The 13,326-nt window shown below is 54.2% G+C and carries 14 protein-coding genes; 4 read left to right on the top strand and 10 right to left on the bottom strand.

Going from position 1 to position 13,326, the window contains the following annotated elements:
- Positions 1–206: 206 nt before the first annotated feature.
- Together RDN66_RS01155 and RDN66_RS01150 are read left to right on the top strand one after the other, a co-directional pair.
- Positions 207–983, top strand: a complete 777-nt coding sequence (locus RDN66_RS01155; protein WP_202218052.1) for an MBL fold metallo-hydrolase — start codon at positions 207–209, stop codon at positions 981–983.
- Positions 984–997: 14 nt separating this feature from the next.
- The gene (locus RDN66_RS01150) at positions 998–1,960 is read left to right on the top strand and encodes a GlxA family transcriptional regulator (RefSeq protein WP_202215740.1); all 963 of its coding nucleotides are present in this window, start codon (positions 998–1,000) and stop codon (positions 1,958–1,960) included.
- A 312-nt stretch (positions 1,961–2,272) separates the two neighbouring features.
- Here RDN66_RS01150 and RDN66_RS01145 read toward each other — a convergent pair whose 3' ends face one another.
- The 3 genes from RDN66_RS01145 to RDN66_RS01135 form a co-directional block, all read right to left on the bottom strand.
- A complete protein-coding gene (locus RDN66_RS01145; RefSeq protein ID WP_035895107.1) occupies positions 2,273–2,713 on the bottom strand; it encodes a GNAT family N-acetyltransferase in 441 nt (146 codons plus the stop codon).
- 11 nt (positions 2,714–2,724) lie between these two features.
- Entirely contained in the window at positions 2,725–3,639 is a 915-nt protein-coding gene (locus RDN66_RS01140; RefSeq protein WP_202215741.1) for a bestrophin family protein, read from the bottom strand.
- A gap of 237 nt (positions 3,640–3,876) precedes the next feature.
- Positions 3,877–4,659 (bottom strand): SDR family oxidoreductase, encoded by a 783-nt coding sequence (locus tag RDN66_RS01135; protein ID WP_035895106.1) that lies wholly within the window; start codon positions 4,657–4,659, stop codon positions 3,877–3,879.
- A 146-nt stretch (positions 4,660–4,805) separates the two neighbouring features.
- Between RDN66_RS01135 and RDN66_RS01130 the strand changes: the two genes are divergently transcribed.
- A complete protein-coding gene (locus RDN66_RS01130; RefSeq protein WP_202215742.1) occupies positions 4,806–5,729 on the top strand; it encodes a LysR family transcriptional regulator in 924 nt (307 codons plus the stop codon).
- A 73-nt stretch (positions 5,730–5,802) separates the two neighbouring features.
- Here the strand turns inward: RDN66_RS01130 and RDN66_RS01125 are convergent, their stop codons facing one another.
- From RDN66_RS01125 to sad, 6 genes are all read right to left on the bottom strand, one after another.
- Positions 5,803–7,254, bottom strand: coding sequence for a tagaturonate reductase (locus RDN66_RS01125; protein WP_308537463.1), 1,452 nt, complete (start codon positions 7,252–7,254; stop codon positions 5,803–5,805).
- 114 nt (positions 7,255–7,368) lie between these two features.
- Positions 7,369–7,896, bottom strand: a complete 528-nt coding sequence (locus RDN66_RS01120; RefSeq protein WP_202215744.1) for a GNAT family N-acetyltransferase — start codon at positions 7,894–7,896, stop codon at positions 7,369–7,371.
- A gap of 86 nt (positions 7,897–7,982) precedes the next feature.
- Positions 7,983–8,975: a sensor domain-containing diguanylate cyclase gene (locus RDN66_RS01115; RefSeq protein ID WP_035895102.1), complete on the bottom strand. Its 993-nt coding sequence runs from the start codon at positions 8,973–8,975 to the stop codon at positions 7,983–7,985.
- A gap of 165 nt (positions 8,976–9,140) precedes the next feature.
- Positions 9,141–9,506, bottom strand: a complete 366-nt coding sequence (locus tag RDN66_RS01110; RefSeq protein WP_202215745.1) for a DUF4186 domain-containing protein — start codon at positions 9,504–9,506, stop codon at positions 9,141–9,143.
- Positions 9,506–10,432, bottom strand: a complete 927-nt coding sequence (gene glsB, locus RDN66_RS01105; protein WP_202215746.1) for a glutaminase B — start codon at positions 10,430–10,432, stop codon at positions 9,506–9,508. Before glsB ends, RDN66_RS01110 begins: the two co-directional genes overlap by 1 nt.
- A gap of 70 nt (positions 10,433–10,502) precedes the next feature.
- Positions 10,503–11,888 (bottom strand): succinate-semialdehyde dehydrogenase, encoded by a 1,386-nt coding sequence (gene sad, locus RDN66_RS01100; protein WP_202215747.1) that lies wholly within the window; start codon positions 11,886–11,888, stop codon positions 10,503–10,505.
- A 105-nt stretch (positions 11,889–11,993) separates the two neighbouring features.
- Here sad and RDN66_RS01095 point away from each other — a divergent pair, with 105 nt between their 5' ends.
- On the top strand, positions 11,994–12,863 hold the full coding sequence (locus tag RDN66_RS01095) for a LysR family transcriptional regulator (protein WP_308537462.1): 870 nt from the start codon (positions 11,994–11,996) through the stop codon (positions 12,861–12,863).
- Here RDN66_RS01095 and RDN66_RS01090 read toward each other — a convergent pair.
- Positions 12,826–13,296 carry a GNAT family N-acetyltransferase gene (locus tag RDN66_RS01090; RefSeq protein ID WP_035897706.1) on the bottom strand — a complete coding sequence of 157 codons (471 nt, stop codon included), beginning with the start codon at positions 13,294–13,296 and terminating at the stop codon, positions 12,826–12,828. The genes RDN66_RS01095 and RDN66_RS01090 overlap by 38 nt on opposite strands.
- Between the last annotated feature and the right edge of the window lie 30 nt (positions 13,297–13,326).

Genomic DNA, 13,326 nt, shown 5'->3' with positions numbered 1-13,326 from the left:
ATTTGTATGATAAATACAATTTAACGACCCTGTCTACGGCCCAACAGACCAAATTCCATACTCATTTTTCATGATTCCCATGCCGTGATGGCATAAACGCTCGCCAAAATGGCCCAATCACATCGAATGTTGGCTTTTAGCCAGCGGCGCAGTAGCATCGTAATGCGCATAATGTGTTTATCAAAACCGAACACGAGGATGCCACGATGAACATTACCCAGATCCGCAATGCTACTCAGCTGATTACCTATGCTGGAAAACGTTTTTTGATTGACCCTATGCTGGCACCGAAAGACGCATATCCCGGTTTTCCCGGCACCGCTCGTGCGGAGGTTCGCAACCCTATGGTGGAATTACCGTGTGAAATTGACGCACTGCTGGATGTCGATGCCATCATCGTGACCCACACTCACCCCGACCACTGGGATGAAACCGCTGCAAGCGTCATCCCAAAATCAATGCTCATTTATGTTCAGAACGACCGTGACGAAGCGTTGCTTCGCGGGCAGGGCTTTACCCGGTTGCAGCAACTTTCAGCAACCAGTACCTTCGGCGATATCACGCTGACTAAAACTGACGGCCAGCATGGTTCTGATGAAGCCTACGCGGTTCCTGAACTGGCTGAACGTCTGGGCGAAGCCTGCGGTGTAATTTTCCAGCATCCCACAGAGAAAACGCTGTACCTGGTGGGGGACTCAATCTGGATTGAAGGCGTAGCGGATAACATGCATCGGTATCAGCCTGGTGTCGTTATCATGAACACCGGCTGGGCGCATGTGCTTGGGTTTGGCCCAATCATCTTTGGGCTGGAAGACGTATTGAAAGCGCACCATCTTCTGCCGCACGCGCAGATTGTGGCCACCCATATGGAAGCGGTAAACCACTGCTTAGTCACCCGCCGCACCCTACGTACCTATGCTGAAGATAATAAGATGGCAGATGTCGTTCATGCCCCAGATGATGGTGACACTGTCACTTTATAGCGGAGATTAACCCTATGACCACCACCACGATTGCGATTGTTGCGAGCGAGGGTTTCAGTACCTTTCACTTCTCTGTGCCGCTGATTTTATTTGGCGACAATGTGAGCGAGCAGCCTCGTTTCACCCGCTTTATCTGCGCCGAAACGCCGGGCCTGGTGTGGTCAAAAGAAGGAACAGCGGTTCAAGCCGATAGCGATTTTTCGGCCCTGGCCCACTGCGATATCGTGATTGTTCCCTTCTGGCGGCATGTGGATGAAAAACCATCAATAGCCCTTCTGGAGGGACTAACTGCCGCCCACAAAAACGGCGCAACGCTAGTTGGCCTATGCCTTGGAACGTTCGCCCTGGCCTATGCTGGGCTACTCGACAATCGGCGTGCCGTCACTCACTGGGAATATGAAAAAGCGTTCGAGCAGCTGTTTCCGAAGGCGAGACTTGATGTCAACGTCCTCTATACCGATGACGACGGTATCATCACTTCAGCCGGGACTGCCGCCGCGCTGGACTGCTGCCTGTATGTGATTCGTCAGCGTTTTGGCGCCCGTGCAGCTAACCAGATAGCCAGACGAATGGTGACGCCACCCTATCGTGAAGGTGGACAGGCTCAGTACATTGAACAGGTGGTGCCACACCGTACCGAGGATACCCGCATTAACCAACTTCTGGCCTACCTGCAGGATAATCTTCAACAGGTACATCAGATTGATATGCTGGCCGAGCGCGTGGCGATGAGCCGTCGCACGCTGACTCGCCATTTCCAAAAAGCGACCGGCATGTCGATTGGTGAATGGATAACCACTGAACGTCTGCGTCGCAGCCAGACGCTGCTAGAAAGCAGTGAACTCAGCGTCGAACAGGTTGCGGAACGGTCAGGATTTCAATCTTCCATCACCTTCCGCCAGATATTTCGCGAGAAACTGGGCGTCAGCCCGGTGGAATGGCGCAAAACCTTCCGGGGAATGGCAATCGAGCATTAGCCAGAAATGTTATCCACAGAAACGGTGCACAACCTTGTGGGTAATTAGCCTAAAAGCCGTTGATTATCTGAAGATTCGTCCGCTGCTTAAGGGCGCAGCCGTAGTCTGCGCCCGAACAGGAGTGTGTTATCGGGGGTTAAGTGCTACCAGTTGAAGGCGCGAACCAGCGATAAGTCCCAAGCGGTTGCGAAGAGTGAAATGAACACAATGATGTTCACGGCAGTTTCGATTCTTTTTTCCATTCTGATTCTCCTTATGTCGGTGCAACCATTAAACATGGAAAACCTTAATGATTTATTCTGTTTGTTTAGTTTAAAGCGTAACAGAATAACGTACGAAATCATCAGCGGTGACAAACTCATCATAAAGCTTACGCGCCGGATTATGAATACGCGTATGCCAATAGAAGCGTGACCATCCCTGCTCTTTTCCTTCGTTTAGCACAAATTGTATGAGCGAGCGCGCTACCCCGTTACCGCGGAATGCTGGGTCAACGAACAGGTCTTCCAGATAACAGATAGGCGCCGTAACCCAGGTACCTTCATGCAATACGCAAAGCGCAAAGCCTGCCAGCTGCCCTTCAACCAGCGCCACACGACAAAAAATGGGCGACTGAGGATCTAACATACGCTGCCAGGTGTGTTCGGTAACGTCCGCAGGCACGCTACTGGCGTAAAACCCGCAATAGCCCTGCCATAGCGCCAACCACTGCGCTTTATCTTCTGCCTGTACCGGACGAAATGTGACGGTCATTGATGCCTCTCTTAGTTCAGCTGATAGTATTTATCAGCGATGATCCGGGCGGGTATCTGCGACTCATCATTCATTTGCAGCAAATCTATCTCGATAGCGTTACAGATAGCGTCCAGCGGTAAGTCATTATTTTCCATACCGAAGGGTTCTTCAAGCTCTTCCGCCAGCGTATCGAGCGAGATAAAGGTGTACGAAATCAGCACCGAGATAAACGGCGTCATGTAGTGCAGGTCAACAACCAGCGCGAACGGCAGCATGATGCAGAACAGATAAACGGTGCGATGCAGGATCAGCGAATAGGCAAACGGCACCGGCGTATTGGCAATACGTTCGCAACCGGCCAGCACGATAGACATATCGTTGAGACGAATATTGAGACTGTGGAACAGAATATCGGACAGTGCCCCGGAGCGGCGGCGTTCGGCCAGCCATTCTCCCATGATAAGCAGAATACGGTTAGCCGGTGACTGAGCGGCCAGCACCTGGGCCAGGTGCGCTTCAGAGAGGTATTTGGCCAGCACAACACGATTAGGCTGGCGACGGAGCGTGAGGCGCAAACAATGGGCAAACGCGATTTGCAAACGAACAAACTCCCCCACGTGCGGGTCGTCATGGAGGGTGTTTTTCACCTCGCACAGCAGAGACCGGGAGGCAATCATTAGCTGCCCCCAAAGTTGGCGCGCTTCGACGTAACGCGAGTAGCAGGCATTGTTACGGAAGCCGAGAAATATCGCGATAGCCACGCCAAGAATGCTAAACGGTGCCACGGTAAGCTTGAAGCCCAACGAGGAATACCACGGCAGAATGAGGATCACGACTATCGACAACAAGAAATTGAGCAGTAAGCGAGAGAAGATTTTTGGCAGTACAGAGCCGTGCCAGACGAAAATGCGTGCCAGCCAATGCTGGTTAGGACGAACGATCATGAGTTTTTCAATCAGGTTAATAAGTTGTGTATTAAACGTGATCTTGGTCATGTATTCAAGCGGTACTGAGGGGGTGATGGTATGCTGGTGTGGCCCTTTTTGTGCTGTTTAGCTTTGTTTGCACGGGGTTAAAGCGGGGATATAGAGAAGGTAATAACTGTATGTTGTAACTAATTAATGTTCTATTAGAAGGTATCGTGTAATCCCGGAGTCGGCTTCGCCTCGTCCGGGCTACGTTTATAGGTAGCGGCTTGCCAACGCAGGCGACTGCCCGCCAAACGCCAGTAAATTCTGTTGTAGCGCCTGATCGATAAGCGACTTATCTTCTACACCCGGCGCGCAAAGCATTTCTCCCAGCTCTACCGAGCGCAGGCTGGCGGTGACGACATCTTCAGCCGTCATACGCGGAATGGCGCTAAGATCCATCCCCTGCCGCTCGTGGAATTCTGTAGCAACAACCCCCGGACAAAGCACCTGCACCTTCAGGCCTGCAGGCGTCAGTTCTTCATGCAGAGCCAGCGAAAGCGAAATCAGATGCGACAGTGAAGCGACATAAGTGGCACGGCCTGCTGCCTGACCGAGCGGTGCTGTGGCACCAAATCCCAACATGCCAGCGACATTGATGATGGTGCCCTCTTCCCGTTCCACCATACCCGGTGCCGCGGCGTGCGCCAGAAGTGTCGGAGCAACCACTTTTACCTGCAGTAGCTCTTGTGCTTTTTCCAGCGGCAGCGCGGTAAAGCCCATATAGTGAGAGACACCTGCGTTGTTGATTAACAGCGCCAGAGGTTCATCATGGCAAAGCTCGCGAATGCGGTTAACGCCTTCAGCGCAGCTTAAATCGGCCACCACACCACGAATTTGTCCCGCCGGAAACTCAGCGGCCAGCGCATCCAGACGTTCCTGGCGGCGACCAACGGCAATCACGTTGTAACCCTTATTCGCCAGCCGGCGAGCGAATGCCTGACCGATACCGGAAGTGGCGCCAGTGACAAGCGCTAAATGTTTTTGCGTAGACATATGATTTTCTCCTGTGGGGTTGATGGGAATGATCATAGTCGTATGTTGTCCGGCAGATAAGACCGCTAAGTCCGCACAGGTTGTTCGATAAAACGGACAATGAGGTGCATAATCGCATAATTCCCGCGGCTATAGAGAAAACCAATATGCCAAAGCGCACAACGGATGAACTGGGCGACTTGAAAGCTTTTGCAGCGGTAGCGCATGCCGGAGGCTTTCGCGAAGCGGCGCGATTACTGCAGCTAAGTCCTTCAGGCTTAAGCGATGCGGTACGACGGCTGGAAACACACCTTGGTGTTCGTCTGCTGCACCGCACTACGCGCAGCGTATCGGTCACCGAGCAAGGCGCTCAGTTGTTGGAGCGTATTACACCTGCTTTTGCCGAGCTCTCTCTGGCGTTAAAAACGGTAACGTCATCCCGGGACAAACCCGCCGGAAATCTGCGGCTGAACGTTCCGGTTAATGCGACGCGACTTTTTTTGGCCCCATTGCTGACGCGTTTTCTGCAACGCTACCCGGACATTAGCGTGGAAGTGGTGGCAGAAAGTGGCGTCATTGACATTCTGGTTGCGGGCTGCGATGCCGGTATTCGCTATGACGAGAGACTGGAGCAGGACATGATTGCCATCCCGATTGGCCCACGCGAGCAGCGGTTTGCCACGGCTGCTGCGCCTGCGCTTCTCGAACAATTTGGGCGTCCTCAGCATCCCCATGATTTACTGAAGCTGCCTTGCCTGCGCGGCCGTTTTGCTAAAGGGAATCTGGAACGCTGGACTTACCAACGTGACGGGGAGATTTACCACATAGACCCACATGGCCCGCTGATCTATAGCGGGGGCAGCGCTGTAGATATGGGCGTCGCGATGGCAGCGGAAGGCGTGGGCGTTATCTATCTTTTTGAGGCATGGCTTCAGCCGTGGTTGGAAAGCGGGCGGCTCGAGCCCATACTTGAACCCTGGTGGCAGACCTTTACGGGGCCGTTTCTTTACTATTCGGGGGGCAAGCTGGTGCCGCCTCCGCTTCGCGCTTTTATCGATTTTGTCAAAACGTCCGATTCCTATCCAGGATGATTCCCGTTTTCCAGGTGGACCCCGTTATAAAAAAACCCGGCCGGAGCCGGGTTAGGTTCGGACTTCAGACAAATTAGCAGAGCGGTTGTACGGCTTTGCGCATGCCCTGAGTCAGAATAGCGTCGAGGTCAGCTGCAACCTGTTCGACCAATCCATCAACCTGTGTAAGATCTTGTTCCCAGTGATCGCTCACGGACAGCACCGCTTTCACCAGGTCGGTGGTGCTAATCTGCTGGTCGCGATGCTGAGCCCACAGCTGCTGGTAACGGTCAATCCAGTGCGCGTCGTCCTGCACCGGGTATGCTTCACCGTTACGCTCTGCGCGGTAGAAGGCAATCAGCGCTGCCAGCGCAAAGGTCAGACGTGCTGGCAGTTTACCGCTCGCCTTCTGCCCTGCCAGCAGCTGCGGCAGGATACGTGTACGGAATTTGGTCATGCCGTTCAGCGCAATGGAGAGCAGCTGGTGTTTGATGTACGGGTTACGGAAACGGCCGGTCACCGCGCTGGCGAAAGACTCCAGCTCGTCTTTTGGCAGATCCAGTACCGGAATAATTTCTTCGTAGATGGCTTTCTCAACGAACGCGCAGATTTCAGCATCGTTCATTGCTTCGCCCACGGTATCAATCCCCGCCTGGAATGCTACCGGAACCAGCGCCGTGTGCGCACCGTTGAGGATAGCTACTTTACGTTCTTTATACGGTTTGATGTCGTCGACAATCAGCACGTTCAGCGCCAGTTTGTCCAGGCGCAGTTCGCTGGCCAATGATTTAGGCCCCTGAATAACAAACAGGTAGAAGTGTTCAGCGGTATCGAGGAAACCGTCTTTATAGCCGAGTTCCGCTTCCAGTTTAGCCGCTTCGTCGCGTGGGTAGCCGGTAACAATACGGTCCACCAGCGTTGAGCAGAAAGCGTTGGATTCGTTCAACCAGGTCATGAATGCTGCCGGCAGCGCCCACTCTTGCGCATAACGCACAACCAGCTCATGCAGCGCTTCACCGTTATAGTCGATCAGTTCGCAAGGAATGATCACCCAGCCTTTATCCGCAGCACCGTTGAAATGGGTGAAGCGTTCGAACAGCAGACGCGTCAGTTTAGCCGGGTAGCTTACCGCTGGCGCATCATCAAATTTGTCACCCGCATGGTAGCTGATGCCCGCTTCGGTAGTGTTGGAAAACACAAAACGCATGTCAGGGTTGTGTGCCAGTTTGAGGAACTCGGCATAGTCAGCATAGGCGCTGATTTCACGGTTTACAGAACGAATCAGGCGCGCGTCGCTGACGGCTTCACCCTTCTCATTCAGGCCACGGATGATGGTCGTGTACAGACCATCCTGGGTGCTCAGAGATGGCGGGAAATCGCTCGCGATAGGACGAACGATCACCACACCAGAATTCAGGTCGGTATGTTCGTTCAGCAGGTCAATCTGCCAGTCAACGAAGGCGCGCAGGAAGTTGCCTTCGCCGAACTGGATAATGCGTTCAGGGTATTGGGCACCGGGGAAATCATGGCGGTTCAGTGTTTTCACAATGGGTTCCTTTCTGGATTAGTCATACAACCTGCTCAATTGGTCTAATAACTTATCAGATTTTCCGCTTATGAAACCCTGTTTTGATCAAAAGTGAGAGAATAAATAGTGAATCTATAAAAATTTGTAAAATATTGAGGTTGCCGTGAGTTCGCCATCAGGCATATAGGCATAGCGCGGGACTTCGCCGACTTTCTGCCAGCCACAGCGCGTATAGAATGTCTCAGCGCCGCTACCCGTGGCGGTATCCAGCACCAGCACGCTTTTCTGCGCATCCGCGGCAATCTCCTCCAGACGCTGCATCAGAGCGCGGGCAATGCCGCTACGGCGCGCACTTTCATGCACCAGCAACTTAGCCACATCAGCGCGATGTGGCTGGTTCTCAGGCTGGTCGACAACTAATTGCACCGTGCCAACAATATTCTGCTCGGCGTTCTTTGCCACCAGCACCACGCGCTCTTCACGCCCCACGCTTGCCGCCATGCGCTGCCAGAAAGCCAGCGCTGTTTCAGGCTTGAAAGGCTGCATAAAACTGACTGAAGCGCCGCCGTTGACGCAGTTACTGAGAACGTCAGACAGTGGCGCCAGATTGGCAAGAATGTCGGCCTCAGAAAAGGTGTGTAGAGTGAAAGTCGCGGTCATGTTCTTCTCCTTGTTGATATGCGCACTACTATCACGCTAACAATTTGATAACACAACGCCCTTTGTCATTGGATATTCTTATGCCTTTAGTGGGCAAATATTTGATTCTTTCCCCGACGCTTCGCTTCATACAGCGCGCTATCCGCCGCCTGTAGCCAATCAGAAACTTCATGCATATCAGGAAGCGCATCGGCAATACCGATACTCAGGGTCAGCGTCTGGTGATGATCCGGGCGCTCCGTCACCACCGCAGTCGCATCCATAATTCGCTGCGCAATGCCGCGCCCCTCTTCCAGTGACGTATCGGGCAGCAAGATAACAAATTCGTCTCCCCCCAGCCTTGCGGGCGTATCGGTCCCCCGCGTCGCCATCTGCAGGATCTGTGAGACGGTTTTCAGCATCACGTCGCCGACCTTGTGCCCGTGACGATCGTTAATCTCTTTGAAGTTATCAAGATCGATAAACATCAGCAGCGAATGGCCGCAGTGTTGCTTGAGACGAATCAGTTCCCAGGCAATACGCTGCTCAAGAAGACGACGGTTCGCGATATCAAGGAGGGGATCGAGCATCGCAATACGTTCAAGCTCCTGGCTTTTCAGCCGTAGCTTCACCGCAATGCTATCGGTCATAAAGCTCAGGGCGAGCAAATAGAGCGAGATAAGCGGTAGCGTCGCCAGCATCGTCTGCTGCGACACGAATCCGTTAAACGGCATTCCCGTAAGCACCCAGGTACCGGCAAAGACGCTGAGCATCGTCGCCGCCGCTTTACGCATCAGCGGGATCCCTCCGGCAGAAAGTCTATCCGCTAAAAGGATCGTGGCAATCGTCACCGAAGGTAACGGATTGACCGCCATCATGGCTATCCAGAATCCCCCGGCTCCGGCATCAAAGAGCAGATTCTCAAATTCAGCATCGCGGGGAATGGGCGCTTTGACAGCACGTAGATAGGCCACCGTTGGCCAGATGAAGGCATTGCACGCCAGCAGCAGTTCAAAATAGACCGGCTGATGACGTTCAATCAGTACAGAAACAATAGGCAAGAAGCACAAAAAGGTGCCAAGCATCCGCATCAGATACATTCGTCTGACAAACCGGGTACCCGTCACCTCATTATTCGTAATTTGCTTGCCAAATGCATTCATAACACAATTTATTCCGATACGTCGCCCGGCATATCATATTCAACGAGCGATGTCACTTCAACCTATCAGAATAGATAGCTTTTCAGAATAAACCTATAAATGTTAGCGATCGGGACGATTCATCTGCAGCACCAGCCAATGATGGATCACGCTGACCACATAATGCTGTTGCGCTGTGCTAAGCGGCTGTCCCTGAGGAATTCGGTGCCATTTCTCGAGACAACCGCGACAACAGGTTGCCGTCGCATGCTGCGCAATGAACACGGGATGCCCGCGCATCGGCGTTTGCTTACCATCATTTTTGGGCCAGGCGGGAGCAAGCCTGCCCGCGACAAAATCCGCCGCATGCTGGTCGATAGTCTCCGCCCCTTTGTCATAACAGTACTGCCGTTCTTTTACGCCCAGATGAAAACGGCTGCGAAACGGTGAACGTTGCAGTCGTTCAAACAGGCTTTCTAACGCGTCCATCAGTAAACCGAACGTCCTATTTGTTGCGTGAGTTTTTCCAGCACGGCGACCCCTGCCAGCGAGTTACCCGTTTCATCAAGCTCCGGGCTCCAGACGGCAATCGCCATCTCATGCGGCACAATTGCCACCACGCCGCCACCAACGCCGGATTTCGCCGGTAGCCCCACGCGCCAGGCAAATTCCCCGGCGTTCTGATACATCCCGCTGGTTGCCATTAACGCATTTACCTGGCGAGCCTGCATCGGAGAGATAACCGGCGCGTCGAGATGGAGCGCCTTCCCCTGGTTAGCCAGAAACAAGAAGGTGTGCGCCAGTTCTACGCAGTTCATTTCCAGTGCGCAGTAGTGGAAATAGTTTTGCAGCACCGTGGTGACATCATGATGGAAATTACCAAAGGATTTCATCAGCCAGGCAATCGCCGCATTACGCGCCGAGTGTTCAAATTCGGAACGCGCCACCTGCGCATCGTAGGCAATGCTGGATACACCGCTAAGCTTGCGCACAATTTCAAGCATCCGCTGACGCGGAGCGCTAAGCCGCCCCTGCAGCATATCGCAGACCACCAGCGCCCCGGCGTTAATAAACGGATTGCGCGGGATGCCCTGCTCAATTTCGAGCTGCAAAAGGGAGTTGAAGGGTTGCCCGGAAGGATCTTTGCCGACGCGGGACCAGATCTCCTCAGCCGGATAGTGATTCATCGCCACCACCAGACTCAGGACTTTCGAGATCGACTGGATAGAAAAACGTTCATTGGCATCGCCCGCGCTAAAATGCTGCCCGTCGACGGTGCTGATAGCAATCCCCAGTTTATTGCCGCTGACGCAGGCCAGTGCCGGAATATAATCCGCCACCTTCCCCTGCCCAATCAGCGGCCTGACATCATCAAGAATAGATGTCAGCATGGCATTATTGATAACCGTAGCCACTTACACTCCTTGCCCACAGGCTATTTTCGGCCTGGGAGTATAGCAGAGCCTAAGGGCTACGTCGTTTCGCTTAGTGTCTATCTTTCCAGACCGTCTGCACATTACAGAATTCGCGCAGACCAAAGTGCGAGAGTTCACGGCCAAAACCGCTTTTCTTCACGCCGCCGAAGGCAACGCGCGCATCGCTAGCGCTATAGCCATTGATAAACACGCCACCGCACTCCAGCTCATCGGCAAAACGTTGAGCCACTGCCGTATCGCCGGTAAAGATAGTTGCAGACAGACCAAATTCACTGTCATTAGCCAGCGCCAGCGCATGACTGGCATCACGGGCGACGGTAATCGCCGCCACCGGGCCAAACATCTCCTGGCGGAAAGCGGTCATGGTCGGCGCCACGTTTGCCAGTACGGTGGCCGGATAGTAGTTACCTTCACTACTCAGCAGTTCACCGCCAAGCAGCAGAGATGCACCCTCACTAACGGTCGCCATCACCTGGTTATGCAGCTCGTCGCGCAAATCAAAACGCGCCATCGGCCCCAGATAGTTCTCTTCATCGGTCGGTTCACCCATTTTGAGCGCCGCCGCTGCCGCAACAAACTTCTCGGTAAACAGCTCAGCAATGCCCGCTTCAACAATAAAGCGTTTCGCCGCCGCGCAGACCTGCCCGGTATTCTGGTAACGCCCAATCACCGCCGCCTGCACCGCCATATCGATATCGGCATCGTTCAGGACGATAAACGGATCGGAACCGCCCAGCTCTAGTACGCATTTTTTCAGCGCTGCGCCCGCCTGAGCGCCAATCGCTTTACCCGCACGTACGCTACCGGTCACGGTAACCGCCGCAATGCGCGGATCGTTGATAATCTGCGTCACGCCATCGTTAGTCGCGTTAACCCAGTTAAATACGCCGGCCGGAACACCCGCTTGCGCCACGATATCGCCAATCAGCGCTGCGCAGCCCATCACGTTAGGCGCATGCTTAAGAAGATAGCTATTACCCGCGAGCATAATCGGCACTGCCCCGCGCAGCACCTGCCACAGCGGGAAGTTCCACGGCATTACCGCCAAAACGGGACCAAGCGGACGGTATTCAATCACCGCCTGGTTGTTCTCAACCTGGGTAGACTCGGTCGCCAGCATCGCTGGGCCATGTTCAGCATACCAGTCGCACAGATGGGCCGATTTCGCCACTTCGCCACGCGCCTGTTTAATCGGTTTACCCATTTCACGGGTAATACATTGTGCCATCTCTTCGCCACGTTCACGCAGCACACGGCCCATCGCACGCAGCGCATCGGCGCGCTGCTCAATTGCCGTCTTGCGCCATTGACGAAATGCCGTATCAGCAAGCGTAATAGCCATATCCACTTCCGGGCCGGTGGCCCACGGCAGCGACGCGATGGTTTCGCCATTGGCCGGGTTAATAGAGATGGCGTGAGTTGCAGGTGAAGTCATCTTTTTTCTCTCTCAATCAATTGCGCAGTGGTGACAGTTTCGCCTATCCTGCCTTTTATGAAAAATGAATAATATTAACCGAACCATTCACGATATGAGAATGCTATGGATTTAACCCAGCTTGAGATGTTTAACGCCGTTGCCGTGACGGGCAGCATTACCCAGGCGGCGCAGCGCGTGCATCGCGTGCCCTCTAACCTGACAACCCGCATTCGCCAGTTGGAAGCGGATCTCGGCGTTGAGCTGTTCATCCGGGAGAATCAACGGCTACGTCTGTCGCCCGCCGGGCATAGTTTTCTGCGCTATAGCCAGCAGATCCTCTCGCTGGTCGATGAAGCGCGCATGGTGGTTGCCGGAGACGAGCCGCAGGGGTTGTTTTCCCTCGGTGCGCTGGAGAGTACCGCCGCCGTACGCATTCCCGAAACGCTGGCACGCTATAACCAGCGCTATCCGCGTATCCAGTTTGATTTAGCGACCGGCCCGTCAGGCACAATGACCGACGGCGTGCTGGAAGGCACGCTCAGCGCCGCGTTCGTCGATGGGCCGGTGATGCATCCAGGATTAGACGGTATGCCGGTCTACCCGGAGGAAATGATGATTGTCGCCGCCCACGGGCATCCGCCATTTAGCCGCGCCAGTGAGGTCAACGGAGCCAGTATCTATGCGTTTCGCGCCAACTGTTCTTACCGTCGGCATTTCGAAAGCTGGTTCCATGCCGATCAGGCGACACCCGGACGCATTCATGAGATGGAGTCCTATCACGGTATGCTGGCCTGCGTGATTGCCGGGGCCGGGCTGGCGTTAATCCCGCGCAGCATGCTGGAAAGCATGCCGGGACATCATCAGGTCGAGGCATGGCCGTTGGCGGAGAAATGGCGCTGGCTAACGACCTGGTTGGTGTGGCGACGCGGGGCGATGAGCCGACAACTGGAAGCCTTTATTGCCCTTCTGGATGAACCAGCGGTTTCATCATAAAGACGCTGAGCGGATCGGGCTGATACGGCGCAAAAGCGTCGCACAGTTGATAGCCACAGCGCTGGTACAGGCAAATAGCCGCATGTTGATGGACGCCCGTCTCCAGTTGCAATATGCGGCAACCGCGCTGCAATGCGGCGGTTTCCAGTTCTGCCAATAGTGTTTCACCCAGACGCTGTCCACGGTGCGTCGGGTTAATAAAGACCCGCTTCATCTCGCCCTGTCCTTCTTCTCCCAGCACAATCGCCCCGCATCCCACCGCCTCTTCACCTTTGCGGATAAGCATCACGATAAGCTGCTCGGACGGCAGCTGTGAGAGATCCAGCAGGTGATTGCTCTCCTCTGGATAGAGCGCCTCCTGATAGCGGTCAAGTTCAGCAATCAGGGCATTAACATCCGGGTTAGCAGCGTGTGTTATGGCGGTCGAGTACATAGCGGGTTCCTGTTCTATTGTTGTTTATTC

It is taken from the genome of uncultured Kluyvera sp., from assembly GCF_902485085.1.
In the GTDB taxonomy this organism is placed as follows: Bacteria; Pseudomonadota; Gammaproteobacteria; order Enterobacterales; family Enterobacteriaceae; genus Kluyvera; species Kluyvera ascorbata.
The sequence above is the reverse complement of the archived record's forward strand: the minus strand, read 5'-3'. Positions and strand labels throughout refer to the sequence as shown.